Origin of the sequence: Sphingorhabdus buctiana, assembly GCF_042680825.1 — a bacterium.
Classification (GTDB): domain Bacteria; phylum Pseudomonadota; class Alphaproteobacteria; order Sphingomonadales; family Sphingomonadaceae; genus Sphingorhabdus_B; species Sphingorhabdus_B buctiana.
Genome location: NZ_JBHUEL010000010.1, coordinates 98384 through 115115 on the forward strand (window position 1 = coordinate 98384; position 16732 = coordinate 115115).

The 16732-nt window shown below is 60.1% G+C and carries 20 protein-coding genes; 10 read left to right on the forward strand and 10 right to left on the reverse strand.

Annotation, left to right across the window (positions count from 1 at the left end):
• From ACFSAG_RS11110 to ACFSAG_RS11120, 3 genes are all read right to left on the reverse strand, one after another.
• Nucleotides 1–1506 carry an FAD-binding domain-containing protein gene (locus ACFSAG_RS11110; protein ID WP_381514708.1) on the reverse strand — a complete coding sequence of 502 codons (1506 nt, stop codon included), beginning with the start codon at nt 1504–1506 and terminating at the stop codon, nt 1–3.
• A 1-nt stretch (nt 1507) separates the two neighbouring features.
• A complete protein-coding gene (locus tag ACFSAG_RS11115) occupies nt 1508–2233 on the reverse strand; it encodes an SDR family NAD(P)-dependent oxidoreductase (protein ID WP_381514710.1) in 726 nt (241 codons plus the stop codon).
• 61 nt (nt 2234–2294) lie between these two features.
• Nucleotides 2295–2879 carry an HNH endonuclease gene (locus ACFSAG_RS11120; protein WP_374613284.1) on the reverse strand — a complete coding sequence of 195 codons (585 nt, stop codon included), beginning with the start codon at nt 2877–2879 and terminating at the stop codon, nt 2295–2297.
• A gap of 175 nt (nt 2880–3054) precedes the next feature.
• Here ACFSAG_RS11120 and gluQRS point away from each other — a divergent pair, with 175 nt between their 5' ends.
• The 3 genes from gluQRS to ACFSAG_RS11135 are packed head-to-tail and all read left to right on the forward strand — an operon-like array spanning nt 3055 to nt 4772.
• Nucleotides 3055–3897 (forward strand): tRNA glutamyl-Q(34) synthetase GluQRS, encoded by an 843-nt coding sequence (gene gluQRS, locus ACFSAG_RS11125; protein WP_381514714.1) that lies wholly within the window; start codon nt 3055–3057, stop codon nt 3895–3897.
• Between the two features lie 56 nt (nt 3898–3953).
• On the forward strand, nt 3954–4184 hold the full coding sequence (locus ACFSAG_RS11130; protein ID WP_374613280.1) for a hypothetical protein: 231 nt from the start codon (nt 3954–3956) through the stop codon (nt 4182–4184).
• 9 nt (nt 4185–4193) lie between these two features.
• Nucleotides 4194–4772, forward strand: a complete 579-nt coding sequence (locus ACFSAG_RS11135; RefSeq protein ID WP_381514718.1) for a cob(I)yrinic acid a,c-diamide adenosyltransferase — start codon at nt 4194–4196, stop codon at nt 4770–4772.
• Nucleotides 4773–4775: 3 nt separating this feature from the next.
• Here ACFSAG_RS11135 and ACFSAG_RS11140 read toward each other — a convergent pair whose 3' ends face one another.
• Nucleotides 4776–5579 (reverse strand): hypothetical protein, encoded by an 804-nt coding sequence (locus ACFSAG_RS11140; RefSeq protein WP_381514721.1) that lies wholly within the window; start codon nt 5577–5579, stop codon nt 4776–4778.
• Nucleotides 5580–5906: 327 nt separating this feature from the next.
• Here ACFSAG_RS11140 and ACFSAG_RS11145 point away from each other — a divergent pair, with 327 nt between their 5' ends.
• The 5 genes from ACFSAG_RS11145 (at nt 5907) to ACFSAG_RS11165 (ending at nt 9284) form a co-directional block, all read left to right on the forward strand.
• Complete coding sequence (locus tag ACFSAG_RS11145; protein ID WP_374613274.1) at nt 5907–6566, forward strand: energy transducer TonB; 660 nt, start codon at nt 5907–5909, stop codon at nt 6564–6566.
• A gap of 78 nt (nt 6567–6644) precedes the next feature.
• A complete protein-coding gene (locus ACFSAG_RS11150) occupies nt 6645–7409 on the forward strand; it encodes a MotA/TolQ/ExbB proton channel family protein (protein WP_374613272.1) in 765 nt (254 codons plus the stop codon).
• A 96-nt stretch (nt 7410–7505) separates the two neighbouring features.
• Entirely contained in the window at nt 7506–8051 is a 546-nt protein-coding gene (locus tag ACFSAG_RS11155; RefSeq protein ID WP_374613271.1) for an ExbD/TolR family protein, read from the forward strand.
• Nucleotides 8052–8077: 26 nt separating this feature from the next.
• Complete coding sequence (locus ACFSAG_RS11160) at nt 8078–8533, forward strand: ExbD/TolR family protein (RefSeq protein ID WP_374613269.1); 456 nt, start codon at nt 8078–8080, stop codon at nt 8531–8533.
• A 145-nt stretch (nt 8534–8678) separates the two neighbouring features.
• Nucleotides 8679–9284, forward strand: a complete 606-nt coding sequence (locus ACFSAG_RS11165) for a transposase (protein WP_381514725.1) — start codon at nt 8679–8681, stop codon at nt 9282–9284.
• 42 nt (nt 9285–9326) lie between these two features.
• On the opposite strand, the gene ACFSAG_RS11170 is transcribed toward ACFSAG_RS11165, so the two are convergent.
• Nucleotides 9327–11126, reverse strand: coding sequence for an ABC transporter transmembrane domain-containing protein (locus ACFSAG_RS11170; RefSeq protein WP_381514728.1), 1800 nt, complete (start codon nt 11124–11126; stop codon nt 9327–9329).
• A 151-nt stretch (nt 11127–11277) separates the two neighbouring features.
• Between ACFSAG_RS11170 and ACFSAG_RS11175 the strand changes: the two genes are divergently transcribed.
• Complete coding sequence (locus ACFSAG_RS11175) at nt 11278–12513, forward strand: polyhydroxyalkanoate depolymerase (protein ID WP_381514731.1); 1236 nt, start codon at nt 11278–11280, stop codon at nt 12511–12513.
• Between the two features lie 8 nt (nt 12514–12521).
• On the opposite strand, the gene ACFSAG_RS11180 is transcribed toward ACFSAG_RS11175, so the two are convergent.
• Nucleotides 12522–12899: a YkvA family protein gene (locus tag ACFSAG_RS11180; protein WP_381514734.1), complete on the reverse strand. Its 378-nt coding sequence runs from the start codon at nt 12897–12899 to the stop codon at nt 12522–12524.
• Between the two features lie 14 nt (nt 12900–12913).
• Between ACFSAG_RS11180 and dgcA the strand changes: the two genes are divergently transcribed.
• Complete coding sequence (gene dgcA, locus ACFSAG_RS11185; protein ID WP_381514737.1) at nt 12914–13897, forward strand: N-acetyl-D-Glu racemase DgcA; 984 nt, start codon at nt 12914–12916, stop codon at nt 13895–13897.
• A 22-nt stretch (nt 13898–13919) separates the two neighbouring features.
• Here the strand turns inward: dgcA and ACFSAG_RS11190 are convergent, their stop codons facing one another.
• From ACFSAG_RS11190 to ACFSAG_RS11205, 4 genes are all read right to left on the reverse strand, one after another.
• On the reverse strand, nt 13920–14213 hold the full coding sequence (locus tag ACFSAG_RS11190) for a putative quinol monooxygenase (protein WP_374613257.1): 294 nt from the start codon (nt 14211–14213) through the stop codon (nt 13920–13922).
• A 36-nt stretch (nt 14214–14249) separates the two neighbouring features.
• Nucleotides 14250–14843 carry a carboxymuconolactone decarboxylase family protein gene (locus tag ACFSAG_RS11195; RefSeq protein WP_381514740.1) on the reverse strand — a complete coding sequence of 198 codons (594 nt, stop codon included), beginning with the start codon at nt 14841–14843 and terminating at the stop codon, nt 14250–14252.
• Entirely contained in the window at nt 14843–16024 is a 1182-nt protein-coding gene (locus ACFSAG_RS11200; RefSeq protein ID WP_374613253.1) for an acetyl-CoA C-acyltransferase, read from the reverse strand. Before ACFSAG_RS11200 ends, ACFSAG_RS11195 begins: the two co-directional genes overlap by 1 nt.
• A 167-nt stretch (nt 16025–16191) precedes the next feature.
• Nucleotides 16192–16650: a MaoC family dehydratase gene (locus tag ACFSAG_RS11205; protein ID WP_374613251.1), complete on the reverse strand. Its 459-nt coding sequence runs from the start codon at nt 16648–16650 to the stop codon at nt 16192–16194.
• Between the last annotated feature and the right edge of the window lie 82 nt (nt 16651–16732).

Genomic DNA, 16732 nt, shown 5'->3' on the forward strand with positions numbered 1-16732 from the left:
TCAGAACGCCAGCTTCAACTGGTCGGCCTTTGCACCTGCCCGCTTGCGATCGGCGGTGCGTTTGCGGCTGCCATGCTTCTGGACGACGGCCTTGGCCTCGGCGCGCGCCTCGGGTTTGCGGCGCAGCGCATAGATTGCGTCCTTCGCAGCCTTTGCCGCGGCAGCATGGTCGACAATGCGGTCGGGATAATCGGGGTATAGCTGCGCGCGCGTTTCGGCGTCGAGTTTCCAGGGTTCGTGCAGATAGGCATCGGGCACGCTCGCCAGTTCGGGAACCCAACGGCGGATGAAATTCCCCTGCGGGTCTTGGTCATAACCTTGCTTCACAGGGGAGTAGATGCGGATGGTGTTGATGCCGGTCTCACCCGCCTGCATCTGGCATTGCGGCCAATGGATGCCGGGTTCGTAGTCGATGAACTTGCGCGCCAGCGCACGGCCGCTTTCCTGCCAGGGCAGCCACAAATCATAACTCGCAAAGCTCATCAGCATCGCGCGCATGCGGAAATTGATCCAGCCGGTGGCGTTGAGATAGCGCATCGCAGCGTCGATGAAGGGATAGCCGGTGCGGCCCTCGCCCCACGCCTGCAGCTTTACGGCATCAGCGGAGCGGGGACGCAGCCCTTCATAAAGCCGCGCCATCGGGCGATATTCGGCCTCGGGCTCGCTTTCGAGTTTCTGGATGAAATGGCAGTGCCAGTGCAGCCGCGCGATGAAGCTGCGAAGCGATTGGCGCCACGCCTTTTCGGATAGTGGCAGTTCGCGATAGCGCGCTTGTGCCGCTTGATAGGCTTCGCGGATCGACAGCGAGCCATAGGCAAGGTGCCAGGAAAGGCGGGAGCAGGCGGCCTCGCCGCTGACCGGCGAAGACATTTCGCTTGTATAATGCTCGCCGCGTTCGTGGAGGAAACTGTGCAGCGTGGCCAAGGCTTCGGCGCGGCCCCAAATAGGCGCGACCTGCAAGCCGTCATCCGCCAACCCCAATGCAGCCGCATCGGGCAGGGGATTGCTTTCGCCCCTCTCCCACATCAGCAAAGGCGGGGCGGGTTGCGCGGGCATCGCCATCATCCGGTCCCAGCCTTGTGCCCAGCGGTCGCGGTTAACGCGCCGCCGGCGCCAGACGCCGAACTGCCGACTTTCCTCGAATGCGATACCTTCCGCCTTGCACCAGCGGCGCACGGCCTTGTCGCGCTCAAAGGTCCAGGCGTTGCCGGTTTCTTCATGCGCGCGCAAAACGAAAGGACCATGCACGGCCCTGATCGCCGCCAATGTTTCAACCGCATCGCCAACACGGACGCACAATTGCCCGCCCTTTGCGGCTATGGCCTCGCCCAGATCGGCAATGCAGCCGCGCCAGAAATTCCATTGCCGGGCAGAAACATCGGGTTGCCGCCAATAATCGGGCTCTACGATCACCAGCGGCAAGATACGGTCGCGGATCGCGGCTGCGCACAGCGCCGCATGGTCCTCCAGCCGAAGATCGCGCTTGAACCAGACGACTTGCAGCATCTCAGAAGGAGATCCTCTCGCCATCCCATGCGATCAGTTGGCCGCTGTCCTCGGGAGTGAGTTCGGCCAGCACGTCGAGCATCTGCCCCGCAGCATGGTCCGGGGTGAACAATTTGTTTTCCGCTACCCCGCGCTGGAATGGCTGCGACAGCGCAGTATCGACGGTACCGGGGTGCAGCGCGACGATAATCGCCTGCGGATGGGTGCGTGCCATTTCGATCGCGAAGTTGCGCACCAGCATGTTGAGCGCCGCCTTTGACGCGCGATAGGCATGCCAGCCGCCCAGTCGATTATCCGAAATCGAGCCAACGCGAGCGGAGAGAAAGGCGACAATGCTGCGCCGGTCCTTGGGCAATCGGGGCAGCAGGTGCTTGCCGATTAGCGCGGGGCCGATGGTGTTGATCGCGAACGCCCTTTCAAAAGCATCTGCCGACAGCGCGCGCAGGCTTTTTTCGGGCTGGATTTGGTCGTTGTGCAACATGCCAGTGGCGACGATGGTAAGGTCGGGCCCGCCGATAGTCTGCGCCGTTGCCGCAATGCTGGCTTCATCGCTAAAGTCAAAGGCGAATGGCGTGATCTTGCCTGCGGCAGGCGGGGCTTTGCGGGCGCCTGCATATAGGGTCGTAATGTCGGGGGAAGCGGCGAGCCTTTCGACAAAGGCGGAACCTATGCCCCCCGTTGCGCCAAAAACGCAGGCGGTGGTTGCTGGTGGGGAGGATGCGACCATGCGTATGGTTTTAGCTGCCCTAACAGGCCAGCCAATTCAGGCTTTACCCCATGTTAGAAGCTCAGTTTTCGAGCTCAATGTCCCAATAGAGCCAGTCGCGCCAGCTATCGTGAAGATAGTTGGGCGGGAAGGCGCGGCCGCGATCCTGCAACTGCCAGCTGGTCGGGCGGATCGCCGCCATCCGCAACTGCATATGTGCCTGCGCCGGGGTGCGCCCGCCTTTTTTGAGGTTGCACGGCAGGCAGGCGGTGGTGACATTTTCCCAACTCGTCCGCCCACCCAACCGGCGCGGGACGATATGGTCAAAGGTCAGATTGTCGGTGCAGCCGCAATATTGGCATTCAAACTTGTCGCGAAGGAACAGGTTGAAACGGGTGAAGGCGGGATATTCGCTTGGCCGCACATATTGGCGCAGCGCGATGACCGAAGGGATCTGCATGTCGAGGCTGGGGCTATGCACATGCTGTTCATAGCTGGCGACGATATCGACTTTTTCGAGGAACACCGCCTTGATCGCGGTCTGCCAGGGCCAGAGGCTCAAGGGATAATAGCTTAATGGGGTATAGTCGGCGTTGAGCACGAGCGCGGGACAGTTATCGGGATGTCGTGCCCGACCGGCGGCTTGGAATGATCCGGCGTGATGCATGCCTTCAACGTCTCCCCACGCTATTTAACACTGTTTCCTCCCTCTCCCAAGGAGGTTACAGCATTTTGACAGTTGCCAGACTATGGCGGCATAAATTGACGTCAAGAGGGCATCGACCACCAGATATGGTAATTCTGTGGGTAAAATAGCCGGAATAGATTTCCCGCCACAGTGTGTGGCGGCGACGCGCTTTGCCCCCAGCCCCAATGGCCGGCTGCATATCGGCCACGCCTTTTCGGCAATGTGCGCGCATGATTTCGCGCGTGCCTTTGGCGGCAAGTTCCTGCTGCGCATCGAGGATATCGACGGCACGCGCAGCCGGAAGGAACATATCGATGCGATCATCGAGGATATGGAGTGGCTGGGGCTCAAGCATGATGGCCCGGTCATTTTCCAGTCGCAGCGCGTCGCGCGCTATAAAGAAGCCTTGGACCTGCTGCAGGCGAGGGGACTGGTCTATCGCTGTTGGTGCACGCGCAGCGACATCGCCGAAGCGTTAAAGCACAAGCCGGTGCGCCATGGTCCCGACGGGCCTGTCTATCCCGGCACCTGCCGCGGCAAGACAGAGGGCGAGGGTGATTATTGCTGGCGGCTTGATATGGAGCGGGCATTGTCCCTAACCGGCCCGTTCGGTTGGACCGACCTCGTCGCCGGCCCGCAAATCGCCGACCCGGCGCTGTTTGGCGACGTGGTGTTGTGGCGCAAGGACGCGCCGGCAAGCTATCATTTGGCGGCAACGTTGGATGATGCGGCTGACGGCATCAGCCATGTGGTGCGCGGGATGGACCTGTTTGCCTACACCGCGATCCATCGCTTGTTGCAGATACTGCTGGATTTGCCTGAGCCAACCTATTGGCACCATCCGCTGCTGCTCGACGAAGATGGGAACAAACTTGCCAAATCGCGGTTGTCCCAGCCCCTTTCGGAAATCCGGGCCAAGGGCATATCCGGTATCGAACTTGTCGGAGAGTTGCGGCAAGGCAAGCTTCCGCTTGGAATTGGCGTTTCGACGTCCTAGAGGGCGGGTAAAGCGGCGCGGCTATTGGGCTGCGCCATCATGATGAGGAATTTTCTATGGGCGTCTTGCTGATTATTGCCTTGGTGCTGGTGATGGGAATGGTGGTCTTCGCTGTCGTTCGCGGCCTTCATGCCTTTGCCAATATGGATCCCAACGATGTTGACGAACATGGCGTGCCGCGTTCGCTGGCGCGTCAGAATGAGATGATGTTTGCTCGTGTGAAGTGGCAGGCAATCGCTGTCGCCATCGTCGCGATCATCGTCATCGGTGGTGCGTTCGCGAAATAACATCGGTCGATGGTCAAACTGAACAAGATCTACACCCGCACGGGTGACAATGGCACCACAGGCCTGGTCGATGGTTCGCGCCGGTCAAAGGCCGACGCACGGATGCATGCCATTGGCGAGGTGGATGAAGCCAACAGCGCATTGGGTATCGCGATTGCCGCGCTCGAACGCGGCGGCGGTGCGGCGCATGTTGCCGGGCTGCGCCGGATCCAGAATGACCTGTTTGATCTGGGCGCGGATATCGCCACGCCGGGTGAGGATTTCGAGCCCGGCGAAATGACACTGCGGATCGTCCAGTCGCAGGTTGACTGGCTCGAAGGCGCGATCGATGCCGCTAACGAACAGCTTGACCCGCTCACCAGCTTCATCCTGCCGGGCGGCAGCGAAGCAGGCGCGGCGCTGCATCTTGCCCGCGCCATCAGCCGCCGTGCCGAACGCGCCCTGGTGTCTGCCGCTGCGCATGAGGCAATCAACCCGCTTGCGACGACCTATCTCAACCGCCTGTCGGACTATCTGTTTGTCCTGTGCCGTCTGGTGAACAAGGATGCAGGTGGCGACATATTGTGGGTGCCGGGCGCCTCGCGCTGACGGCTAACGCATACGGGGTGCCGGGCGGTTGCGCCCGCATGGCCCCAGCGAATCCAGCACGAAACGGTAATCTGCCTGCGCATTGGCTATGTCGCGCGGCTCGCCGCTTTCGACCAGCCGCTGGTCGAGCGCGCGCGGCAGGCTGCATGCGAGGCGATACCAGAGCAAAGTGTTGCGCGCAGGAGCGACTGCAGATTCGTCGATTACGTCGCCGGTTGATACCGCCCAGCGTTTCGCCTGCCCGGGGCGGCTGAGCACCGAAATCGAGATGGGCTGGCCGCCAGCGGTGCGCAGGAAGATTTGCGTTTCGCCTTCGCCGATCACCGTGCCCTGCGTGTGGAAAGCACCCGATATACCGCTCACCGCCTGCGCGGCATCAATCTGCACGGCTTCCTTGGTGACCGCGCGCAACGTTGCGTCATTTTCCGGGCTCCATTCCACCAATGCGTCGGGGCGCGACAGTTTCAACATCCCCGGGTTGCCCGCCACCTTGCTGCCCAGCAGGAAATAGCGGCGCTTTTGCAGCTTGGGGATTTTGCCCTTTGCGTCCTTTGGCACATCGAGAAGAAAGCGGGCCTTGGCGGCAAAGCCATCACTTCCACGGATCAGCGAATTTACATCCGCATCGATCACCACACGCTGGATATTGGCGGGCACACCGACCGCCTGTGTTTCGGGCAGTTTCGTAACTTTACGTATCTGCGCGTCAAGAATCAGGGGGGAGTTCACCACCAGATCGGCAATGTCGGCATAGCTCGAACCTTGCGCGGGGAGGGCAAAGCCCGCCGTTGGGGGAACCTGTGCCATCAATTGGGGTTGTACCAGGGTGAGAGCGCATAACGCTACGGGACGGATGGTAAAATGCATGGACAACGCAGGATTCCTCTCGAATTTCTTGACGTCAGCGACGTCAAGGCATCCCTATTCACTGCGATTGATTGCGGCAAGTGTGATGAATTGCCAATGAATCGCAGAATCCGTGTTGCCTGTCCTTAGGGGCATCGCTAAGACGAGCCGGAATCAGCCGATTAAAAAAAATTTCAATAGCGCTGACCAGTTGGGTGGCTACTTAGTTTGAGTAACGCTTGCCGAGCGGTTCGCGCCTTTTGGGGAAAGTAGGAGAGTCGTTTCCGCATGGCATATGCTGATCAAGATGGAATGAGTTCGAGCCGCCTAGTCTCGATCGTCATCGTCGCGCTCCTTCACGCTTTCCTTGGCTATGCGCTTGTAACCGGTCTTGCTTATGAGGCGGTGCAACAAGTCAAGGCGAAGCTGAATGTCGTTGACGTGAAGGAAGAAGAACCGCCTGAAGAGGAAGAACCGCCGCCAGAGCCGGAAAAGCAGATCGAGCCGCCCGTCGTCTCACCGCCGCCGCTCGTAACCACGGTAACGCCTCCGCCGACCGTTCGGACCGTCGATACGCCGCCTCCGGCAGCGCCGATTGTCCCGACTGCTGCGCCGCCTGCGCCACCCGCGCCGCCGCCGCCGCCGGTCGCAAAGCGCCCGAACCCGATTCCAAAGGGTAATCCCGGCAACTGGGCTAATACCAACGACTATCCGTCGCGTGCTCTGCAACAGGAACGCGAAGGCACCACCGGCTTCCGAGTTACGGTTGGCCCTGATGGTCGTGTCCAATCTTGCACCATCACCTCGTCCAGCGGCCATGCCGACCTTGACGATGCAACCTGCAAGAACATCCAGCGTCGCGCACGTTTCGACCCGGCACTTGATGCCAATGGCCAACCGACTTCGGGAAGCTGGTCGAGCCGCGTCCGCTGGCAGATACCGAAATGATTTCTGGCCCGGCGCAGGGGGAGTTCTGACGCCGGGCATTTTATGACCTTAGATTTTTGAATTTGAGAGGAAGTACCAATGTCGATTGCAATTCTCACTGCAGCTGCTGGCAATGAAGCCGCTGCCGCACAAAAATTCGGCCTCATCCCCGCGCTCAACGAAGGCGGCCCCATCAGCTGGGCAATCTTCAGCGTCATGGTGATCATGTCGGTTTTCTCGTTCTACATCATGTTCACGAAGCTGATCGAGCAGCAGAAGGTTCTGAAGCAAGCCAAGGAAGTTCAGGCTAATTTCTGGCGCGCAAACAGCCTTGAAGAAGGTGCTGCCAAGCTCGAAAAGAACAGCGCGTTCCGCCAGCTCGTCGACGACGGCATCTCGGCTCAGAAGCAGCATGGCCTGCTGACCGATCCGGTTGAAGCACATGACTGGCTGCACGGCGCGATGACCCGTTCGGAAGAGTCGATCAACAGCAAGCTCGCTGGTGGTCTGGCGTTCCTCGCGACCGTGGGCGCTACCGCTCCGTTCGTTGGTCTGCTCGGTACCGTTATCGGCATCTACTCGGCGCTCATCAAGATCGGTATCGCTGGTCAGGCCGACATCGGCAAGATCGCTGGTCCGGTTGGTGAAGCACTGATCATGACCGCAATCGGTCTGTTCGTCGCGGTTCCCGCCGTGCTTGCCTACAACTGGCTCCAGGCGCGCAACAAGTCGATCGCCCGCAGCATGTCGGCTTTCTCGAATGACGTGCTTGGCTACATCACTTCGGACGGCAAGGTGAAGCCCGCAGTCAAGGCTGCTCCGGCTGCCAAGCCTGCTGCTGCTCCGGCCGCTGCCAAAAAGTAAGAACGGGTTTTGGGCCGCCTTTGCGGCGGCCCTTCATCTGTTCATATGCCCCTCGCCCATTTGGGCAGGTGGCTAGCAGTCAGAGAGGAATAGCAAATGGCAATGAGTACTGGAGGCGGCGGCGAAGACACGCCAATGTCAGACATCAACACGACGCCGCTTGTGGACGTCATGCTGGTGCTTCTGATCGTCTTCCTGATCGCCATTCCTGTGGCCATCCAGACGGTCAAGATGGAGCTTCCGGTGGTTCAGTTCGAACCTACCAAGGCGAAGCGTGAGAATGTGCTGCTGTCGGTCACCACGACCGATCCGAGTGGCAACGAACCGGGCACGGATGCCTATCAAGGTGCGTTTACGGGTGGTGAATGCCGGATTTACTGGAATGTCACCCCTGTCGATTCAACCGAACTGGTTGATCGCGCAGCGAAGCATCTGAAGCGCGAATTCGATGCCCTGGGTGGCGAAGCGGCGGCTGCGGCTGGCGCGATTACCCCGGACATGCTTCCCGAAGCCCATATCCGTGGTGACGTGAACACGCCTTACCGTTGCATCGGTGGCGCGATCTATTCGATGCAGATGGCGGGCTTTGCCCGTGTCGGCTTCATTTCGTCGCCTTTCCCGCCGCTCGATTCGGCCAATTGAGCCGAACCCGTTAAGGAGCAAAAATCATGGCAATGAGTGGTGGCAAGGATGATGGCCAGCCGATGATGGAAATGAACACGACGCCGTTGATCGACGTCATGCTCGTTCTCCTCATCATGCTGATGATCACCATCCCGCCGGTATCGCACGCTGTTAATATCGACCTGCCCGTGCAGGATCCGAACCAGCCGCCGCCGGAAGTATTGATCGATCCGGTGGTCAACAAGATCGTGATCCTGCCGAATGGTGAAATCCAGTGGAACGGTACGCCGTCTACGCTGGACCAGATCGAGCAGTATCTCGTTCAGACCAAATCGATGAGCCCGGAACCCGAACTGCAGTTCCAGCCCGCACCAACGGCTCGGTATGACATCGTCGACCAGTCGCTCGCGGTTGTGAAGCGTTCGGGCATCACGAAGTTCGGTTTTGTCGGCAACGAACAATATCGCGTCTTCGGAAAGTCTGCCGTACCCGGCAACTGATCCGATCAGGCAATCGACACGAAAGGGCGGCCATGGTGCCGCCCTTTTTTGTCTGAAACGATGTTAAAAAGGGACTGTCCCCTTAGGGACTGTCCCTAGAGGGACATACCTTGCGGATTTGCTACTGCTCCGCTATCATTTGTGCATGCCAAGAGCTGCTCGCATCGTGATTCCCGGGGGTGCGCATCATGTTACGCAACGTGGAAACCGTCAGCAGAAACTATTCTTCTGCGATGAAGATCGAAACGCATATCTGCGCATTCTTGCAGCGGCCTTGCACCGGGTTCAAACGCGCTGCCTTGCATGGTGTCTGATGGACAACCATGTGCATCTGATGTTGGTGCCACAAAATGCGGACGGCCTGCGTGCGCCGATGACGGCAACGCATACGGCTTACGCCCAGCGCATTAACAAGCGTGAGAAACTAACCGGTCACCTGTTTCAGGGACGATTTTCCAGCTATCCTATGGATGACCGGCACATGATGTTTGCAGCGCGCTACATCGAGAACAATCCGGTCGCCGCCGCGATTGTGGAAAGGGCCGAAGATTGGCCTTGGTCAAGCGCGCGTGCCCATCTCGAAAAGCGGAATGATGGATTGACGGATTGGCACGCGCTCGGCCAGCATGTTGATAACTGGAAAGCGATGTTAATAGACGGGCTTGATGCTGGTGCCGTCATAGAATCGGCAATACGGACAGGGCGACCATTAGGCCAAATCGCCGGACAACCCGAGAGTGTACCGCTTTAGGGACAGTCCCCAAGGGGACAGTCCCTTTCACGCGCACTCATCTCAGGCATCAAACTGCAAACTTGCCAGCCGTGCATAGAGGCCGCCAGCCTTGCTCAAGGCGTCGTGCGTGCCCTCTTCGACAATCCGGCCTTCATCCATCACGATGATGCGGTCAGCCTTGCGCACGGTTGCCAGGCGGTGGGCGATGACGATCGTGGTGCGGCCTTCCATCAAATGCTCAAGCGCATCCTGGACCAGCTTCTCGCTTTCTGCGTCGAGTGCGCTGGTCGCCTCGTCGAGCAAAAGGATCGGGGCATCGCGCAGCAAGGCGCGGGCGATGGCGATACGTTGCCGCTGGCCACCCGAGAGCCGCGCCCCACCTTCGCCGAGATAGGTGTCGAGCCCTTGCGGAAGTTCGCGCAGAAAATTGCCTGCATTGGCCTGCTCCGCTGCCGCCCAGATCGCTGCGTCGTCGGCCAGCCAATTGCCATAACGCAGATTGTCGCGCGCGGAGGCAGCGAACAACACCGTATCCTGCGGCACAAGCGCCATGCGCTGCCGGAACTCCGCCGGATCAGCGCTGGTAAGGGCGACGCCGTCGATACGGACGGTCCCAGCCTCGGGATCGTAAAACCGCTGCGCCAACTGGAACAAAGTCGATTTGCCTGCGCCCGAGGGGCCGACCACGGCAACGGTTTCACCGGGCACGATTTTCAGGCTGAAATCATCGAGCGCAGCGACTTCCGGGCGGGTTGGATAGCGGAATTTGACATTCTGGAATTCGATCTGGCCACGCGGCGCAGGCATGGCGACCGGATTGGCGGGGGCGGCGATTTCCGGCACTTCCTGCATCAGCTCCGCCAGCCGCGCAGAGGCACCCGCCGCGCGCACCAGATCGCCATAGACCTCAGATAGAGCGCCGAACGCCCCTGCGACCAACCCGCCATAAAGGACGAGCGCCATGATCGTGCCGCTGGTGATATTGCCTGCCGCGACCTGCTCCGCGCCTTCCCAAACCAGCATGGTAATCGCGCCAAAGATCAGCGCGATAACAATCGCGGTCATCAATGCGCGGATGCGGATGCGCTTCTTTGCGGCGGTGAAGGTGTTTTCAACGGCATCGGCAAAGCGTTGCTGCTCACGATTTTCCTGCCCAAAGGCCTGCACGATCTTGAGCGCGCCCAAAGATTCTGATGTGATGGTGCCGATGTCAGCGACCCGATCCTGGCTGCTGCGCGACGCCTTTTCGAGGCGGCGGCCCATATAGACGATGGGAAAGACCACGAGGGGGATGCCGACCAGCAGGATGGCGGTCAGCTTTGGCGCCATGCTGAATAGGAGGGCGATACCGCCAACACCAATCACGATGTTGCGCAAGGCAACCGACACGGTGGTGCCCACCACCTGTTCGATGATCGCGGTATCCGATGTCATGCGGCTGGCGATTTCCGCTGGCCGGTTCTCTTCGAAGAAGCGCGGAGCAAGCCGCAGCAGATTGTCCTGCACCGCGATGCGGATGTCGGCGACCACCCGTTCGCCCAGCCAGCTGACGAAATAGAAACGAAAAGCTGTGGCAATGCCAAGGATGACGACAATGGCTAGCAGTGCTTCGAAATAGGGCGCGACGTCGCCGCCATTTTGGGCAAAGCCGTTGTCGATCACATATTTGGAACCCATCGGGATGGCGAGCGTCGACAGCGCCGCGACCAGCAGTGCGAGCCCCGCATAGAGTATCTGCCGCGGATAGCGCGCCGCGTGCCGCCAGATGATGCCCAGATTGGAAAGGCGTTTGTTCCCCGGTTTGTCGGGGGGAGTCGCAGCCGATGGCGATGCCGTTTGCTCGATGGCCGTGTCAGTCATGCCGAACGCCTAGCAGTCACCGCGAGGCCCCACAATCGCCGAGAATTTGCGCCCGTGCTTTTTCTATGGTGCAATGCACAATAAATGCTTATGTCTGCCGTTGAAACAGGGGCCGGCCATTCCGGCGATAAGGACATTCGGGAACGCGAACATGCTTTACACCGGTTATGATATTCAGCGCGGCTTTCTGGCGAGTGCCGGATGGCTTGCGCAAAAGCAGGCTGATTTCCTGAACAATTTCACCGCAGCGCCGTTCAACTATGGCGGGTTGACCTCGATTACCGCATCGGCGCTTGATGTCTTCGCGCATTCCGTGATGCCGCGCGGCAAACCCAAATTCGGCATCGATGTGGTTGAGGTCGATGGCAAGCATTTGCCGGTCGACGAGCATAATGTCGCGCGCAAGCCCTTTGGCCAGCTCAAGCGTTTCACTTATGAAGGCAGCGAGGGAAAGCCCCGGCTGCTGATCTGTGCGCCGATGTCAGGTCACTTCGCCACGCTGCTGCGCGGCACCGTCGAACGGATGCTGCCGACGCATGATGTCTATATCACTGACTGGAAAGACGCGCGCGACGTGCCGCTGACTGGCGGCGGTTTCGACCTTGAAAGCTATATCGATTATCTGGTCGAATGGCTTGAATTCATCGGCCCCGATGCGGGCGGTCGCGGGGCGCACATGCTTGCGGTGTGCCAGCCCTCGGTTCCGGCCTATGCGGCTGCTGCAATCATGAGCGCGAACAAGCACCCGCTGCGCCCGCGTACGCTGACCATGATGGGCGGGCCGATCGACACGCGCGAGGCACCGACCGCGGTCAACGACCATGCCACCCGCCGCCCGCATGACTGGTTCGTCCATAATGTGATCGCCACCGTGCCGCCTTATTACAAAGGCGCGGGCCGCCGCGTTTATCCGGGCTGGTTGCAGCTCACCGGCTTCATGTCGATGAACCTAGGCAACCATATGATCAGCCACTGGTCGATGTTCACCAACCTGGTCGAAGGCGACGGCGAAAGCGCAGAGAAGCACAAGGAATTTTACGACGAATATCGCGCAGTGTGCGACATGACCGCAGAATTCTACCTGCAGACGGTCGACACCGTGTTCCAGCGGCACCTGCTGCCCAAGGGCGAATTCAACTATCGCGGCCACCTTGTCGATCCGGGCGCGATAGAGGATATCGCGCTGCTGGCGATCGAGGGCGAGCGCGACGATATCAGCGGTATCGGCCAGACCAAGGCGGCGCTCAAAATCTCAACCGGCCTGCCCGAGGCGATGAAGAAATACCATATGGCCCCCGAAGTCGGCCATTATGGCATCTTCAACGGCAGCAAATGGCGTGAGAAAATTGCCCCGATCGTCGAAGACTGGATCCTCGCGCACAATTGAGCGTGGGGTTAGCCGAGGTCGATCAGGCCCAGCAGCTTTGCCAGCCATAGAGCGAGCAACAGCCAGATAATCGCTATCGCGACTGCACCACCCCGGCTGACGGGGCGCGTGGCTGCGGCTTCGGCCACACGCAGGTTACGTTCGAAAATGGCATCGGGCACTGCCTTGCGGAAAAGCCATACCGCGAGCGGCAACAGGATCGCATCGTCGAGCATGCCCAGCACAGGGATGAAATCGGGGATCAGATCGATCGGCGAGAGCGCATAAGCGGCAATCGCCAGGGCAAATATCCGCAGCGGCCAGTCCAATTCGGGGTCGCGCGCGCACAGCCAGGTGGCATGCCCCTGCACCCGGATATTATGGGCTATTGCGCGAAGGAATTCCATGCCATGTCCCTTAAATGGGGTTACGCATTTCCGCCACCATCGAACGCTGGCCGGTCGCAGGGCAGTTCATCATATCGCGTGGGGCCAAAACCCATGTCGATGTTCTGGTCGCCGCGGCAAGCGATGGCAGCCAGGTCGGGCTGGGTGAGGGTACGGCGATCTATTACCATGGCGAGAGTGCTGAAAGCGGGCTCGCACAGATCGAAGCGGTGATGGAGCAATTGGCGGAAATGGATGTACGCACCGCCCGCGACGCCATCCAGTCGCTGCTGCCTCCTGGCGTCGCGCGCAACGCGCTCGACTGCGCGCTGTGGGATTTGGAGGCGAAGGCGGCAGGCCTTCCGCTCTGGCGGGTTGCCGGATTGAAGGCTGCGCCAGCGCCATTGCAAACCGCCTTTACCATTTCGCTGGGCGAACCCTCCGTGATGGAAAGTGATGCGGCCAAGGCGGCAGCGCGCGGCTTTGGCCTGCTCAAACTGAAACTGACGGGCGAGGGGGATCGCGAACGGGTCGCCGCCGTGAGGCGAGGGGCGCCTGAAGTGCGGCTTATCGTCGATGCCAATGAAAGCTGGGGTGAACTGGATATCGAGGCCGAGGCAAGGGTGCTGGCCGCGCTGGGTGTTGAGATGATCGAGCAGCCGGTCCCGGCGGGGCAGGAGGCGATGCTGGCGGGCATCAATTCGCCCGTGCCCTTCCTTGCCGATGAAAGCTGCCAGTCACGGGCAGAGCTGGAAATATGCGCGCGCTATTTCGATGGCATCAACATCAAGCTCGACAAGACCGGCGGGTTGACCGAGGCACTGGCGCTCGCGCAAGAAGCCGAAGCGCGCGGGTTGAAGTTGATGGTCGGCTGTATGCTATCAACCAGCCTTGGCATCGCCCCCGCATTTTTGGTTGCGCAGGGCGCACAGTGGGTCGATCTCGATGGCCCTATATTGCTCGCCGAGGATCGCGAGGAAGGGTTCCGATTTGAGAAGGGTATGATCCTGCCGGGCTGAACCGGCAGGATCATGTTACGGATCAGACCGCGTCGAGATATTCGACTTCGGGCGCGCCTGCGAGGCAGGGGCCAAGCTTGGGGCCGGCAGCGCGGAAATAGTCGGTCTTGCCATGCGCATCGAGCGCGGCTTGGTCGACATAGGCTTCGAGCACGCGATAGACTTGGCCATTGGCGCGCGAGCGGGTGAGCGTGTAGAACAGGTTGCCGGGCTCATTGGCGCGGACCTGCGCAGCCAGTTCGGTGAAGATTGCTTCAAATTCAGCGTTCTTGCCTTCGGCAACGGTCAGCGTTGCGACTACTCCAATACCTGCCATAATCATTCCTCTCTGTTGTTTTGGAAAATTCGGGTTTCAGTTCCGGCGGTCGAGCGCCGGATCAAGTTCTTGGCCCGCGTCGAGCTGCACGCCAAAACTGTTCAGCATCATCGAAACCTGCGTGTATTGGCCAACGGTCATCACAAGGTCCATCTTCTGCTTGTCGCTAAGGAAGGACAAAGCGGACCAACTGGCATCGCTGACATGGAAATCGCTGGTGAGGTCGTCGGTCGCGCGCAGCATGGCGCGGTCGGCATCACTCCATGACGGATCATCGGGCCCGGCCTTGATTGCCTCGATTTCGGCTTCGGTCAGCCCCGCGTCGAGACCGATGCGGGTGTGCTGGGTGAACTCATAGCCTGATTTGCAGTTATAGCCGACGCGCAGGATCACCAATTCACGGTCGCGTTCCGAAAGGCTGTTGCGGCGTGACAGAATATAACCGCCCCATGCAAGGAAGGCGGTCAGCCCCTTGGGCGCGTGCACCAAAGTGCGGAAGATGTTGAGCACTGCCCCTTCGGACTTGGTCACATCCCGCTGGATGCCCGTAAAAACCGCCAGCGCCTCGCGTTGTTCGTCGTCGATCTGATCCAGATCAACGGGCGGAACGCGAGGCGCCGACAGCCGCATCAGAAGACTTCGAACAGGCCGGCAGCGCCCTGGCCGCCGCCGATGCACATGGTGACCACGGCATATTTCGCACCGCGGCGCTTGCCTTCGATCAAAGCGTGGCCGGTGCAGCGTGCGCCGGTCATGCCGAAGGGGTGGCCAATCGAGATCGAGCCGCCATTGACGTTGAGCAGCTCGTCAGGAATGCCCAGCTTGTCACGGCAGTAAAGCACCTGCACGGCAAAGGCTTCGTTCAGTTCCCACAGGCCGATATCGTCCATCTTCAGGTTGAAGCGTTCGAGCAGCTTGGGGATTGCGAAGACCGGGCCGATGCCCATTTCGTCGGGTTCGGTACCTGCGACAGCCATGCCGACATAGCGGCCGAGCGGGGTCAGGCCGCGCTTTTCGGCAACCTTGGCTTCCATCAGGACGCATGCCGACGAACCATCCGAAAGCTGGCTGGCGTTACCGGCGGTGATGGTGTGGCCTTCGCCCATGACAGGCTTCAGGCTGGCAAGCCCTTCGAGCGTGGTGTCGGGGCGGTTGCAATCATCGCGATCAGCGGTGACTTCCTTGTAAGAGACTTCCTTGGTCTCCTTGTCGACAATCGCCATTGTTGCGGTGCACGAGATGATTTCGTCGCTGAACTTGCCGGCTGCCTGGGCAGCGGCGGTGCGCTGCTGCGACTGGAGCGAATATTCGTCCTGATATTCGCGGCTGATATTGTAGCGCTTGGCAACAACTTCAGCGGTGCCGATCATCGGCATGTAGATATGCGGGTGCATTTCGAGCAGTTCGCGGTCGGGCTCGACAAACATCTTGCCGCTGCCGACCACCTTGGAAATGCTTTCGACGCCGCCGGCGACGCAGATGTCCATATTGTCGACCAGGATCTGCTTGGCAGCGGTCGCAATGGTCATCAGGCCCGATGAGCACTGACGGTCGATCGTCATCGCGGGTACGGTTACCGGAAGGCCAGCACGCAGGGCTGCAAGGCGTGCGACGTTGCCGCCGGTCGAACCCTGCTGGGCTGCGGTGCCCATCACGACGTCATCGATTTCGCCGCCTTCGAGACCGGCACGCTCGACAGCGGCCTTGATCGAAAAGGCACCGAGCGTCGCGCCGGTGGTGTTGTTGAATGCGCCGCGCGCTGCCTTGGTCAGCGGGGTGCGGGCGGTTGAAACGATTACTGCGTCACGCATGGGAGAATTCCTTTCGATAAAATCCCTCTCCCGCTTGCGGGAGAGGATATGTAGCCTTGGGAGCTTGCTCCCTAGGCGAAGTTGGTGAGGTCCCTCACCGCTGCGACTAGTTCGCTATGCTCACAAGTCTCGCTCCTCTCCCGCGAGCGGGAGAGGTACGGTTCAGCTTAAACGAAAAATTGGGTGATCCATTCTGCCATCAGGGCAGGCTTGTCCTCACCTTCGATTTCGAGAGTATATTCGATCGTCTGCTGCCACTGGCCCGGGCGCTTTTCAGCGAGCTCGAGCAGCTTGAAATGGCCGCGCACGCGCTTGCCAACGCGGACGGGGGCGAGGAAACGGGTCTTGTTGCCGCCATAGTTGACGCCCATCTTCACGCCTTCGATGCGCGGGCAGGTCGATTTCGCCATCAGCACCGGGAGCAGCGAGAGCGAGAGGAAGCCATGTGCGATGGTGCCGCCGAACGGCGTCATCTTGGCCATTTCCTCGTTGATGTGGATGAACTGGTGGTCACCAGTCGCATCGGCGAACTTGTTGACCATTTCCTGGTCGATCAGCATCCAATCCGAACTGCCGATGACTTCGCCGACCCGGCCTGCGAGTTCGGCAGGTGTAACTCCGCTCATGTCCTGCTCCTTTTTGTGCGTGGTTATCAAATCGGGCGCGGTTTTGCGCCTTTCCGGGGCGGTTGACAAGAGCGCAGCCTTT

Excerpts from the sequence above, each read along its gene's own strand:
- ACFSAG_RS11200 (WP_374613253.1), bottom strand. The coding sequence starts at position 16,024 with ATGCGTGACGCAGTAATCGTTTCAACCGCCCGCACCCCGCTGACCAAG.
- ACFSAG_RS11195 (WP_381514740.1), bottom strand. The coding sequence starts at position 14,843 with ATGCGGCTGTCGGCGCCTCGCGTTCCGCCCGTTGATCTGGATCAGATC.
- ACFSAG_RS11155 (WP_374613271.1), top strand. The coding sequence starts at position 7,506 with ATGGCAATGAGTACTGGAGGCGGCGGCGAAGACACGCCAATGTCAGAC.
- ACFSAG_RS11165 (WP_381514725.1), top strand. The coding sequence starts at position 8,679 with ATGCCAAGAGCTGCTCGCATCGTGATTCCCGGGGGTGCGCATCATGTT.
- ACFSAG_RS11140 (WP_381514721.1), bottom strand. The coding sequence starts at position 5,579 with ATGGCACAGGTTCCCCCAACGGCGGGCTTTGCCCTCCCCGCGCAAGGT.
- ACFSAG_RS11130 (WP_374613280.1), top strand. The coding sequence starts at position 3,954 with ATGGGCGTCTTGCTGATTATTGCCTTGGTGCTGGTGATGGGAATGGTG.
- ACFSAG_RS11115 (WP_381514710.1), bottom strand. The coding sequence starts at position 2,233 with ATGGTCGCATCCTCCCCACCAGCAACCACCGCCTGCGTTTTTGGCGCA.
- ACFSAG_RS11205 (WP_374613251.1), bottom strand. The coding sequence starts at position 16,650 with ATGAGCGGAGTTACACCTGCCGAACTCGCAGGCCGGGTCGGCGAAGTC.
- ACFSAG_RS11135 (WP_381514718.1), top strand. The coding sequence starts at position 4,194 with ATGGTCAAACTGAACAAGATCTACACCCGCACGGGTGACAATGGCACC.
- ACFSAG_RS11150 (WP_374613272.1), top strand. The coding sequence starts at position 6,645 with ATGTCGATTGCAATTCTCACTGCAGCTGCTGGCAATGAAGCCGCTGCC.
- ACFSAG_RS11145 (WP_374613274.1), top strand. The coding sequence starts at position 5,907 with ATGGCATATGCTGATCAAGATGGAATGAGTTCGAGCCGCCTAGTCTCG.
- ACFSAG_RS11190 (WP_374613257.1), bottom strand. The coding sequence starts at position 14,213 with ATGGCAGGTATTGGAGTAGTCGCAACGCTGACCGTTGCCGAAGGCAAG.
- ACFSAG_RS11120 (WP_374613284.1), bottom strand. The coding sequence starts at position 2,879 with ATGCATCACGCCGGATCATTCCAAGCCGCCGGTCGGGCACGACATCCC.
- ACFSAG_RS11110 (WP_381514708.1), bottom strand. The coding sequence starts at position 1,506 with ATGCTGCAAGTCGTCTGGTTCAAGCGCGATCTTCGGCTGGAGGACCAT.
- ACFSAG_RS11175 (WP_381514731.1), top strand. The coding sequence starts at position 11,278 with ATGCTTTACACCGGTTATGATATTCAGCGCGGCTTTCTGGCGAGTGCC.
- ACFSAG_RS11160 (WP_374613269.1), top strand. The coding sequence starts at position 8,078 with ATGGCAATGAGTGGTGGCAAGGATGATGGCCAGCCGATGATGGAAATG.
- ACFSAG_RS11170 (WP_381514728.1), bottom strand. The coding sequence starts at position 11,126 with ATGACTGACACGGCCATCGAGCAAACGGCATCGCCATCGGCTGCGACT.
- dgcA (WP_381514737.1), top strand. The coding sequence starts at position 12,914 with ATGGGGTTACGCATTTCCGCCACCATCGAACGCTGGCCGGTCGCAGGG.
- ACFSAG_RS11180 (WP_381514734.1), bottom strand. The coding sequence starts at position 12,899 with ATGGAATTCCTTCGCGCAATAGCCCATAATATCCGGGTGCAGGGGCAT.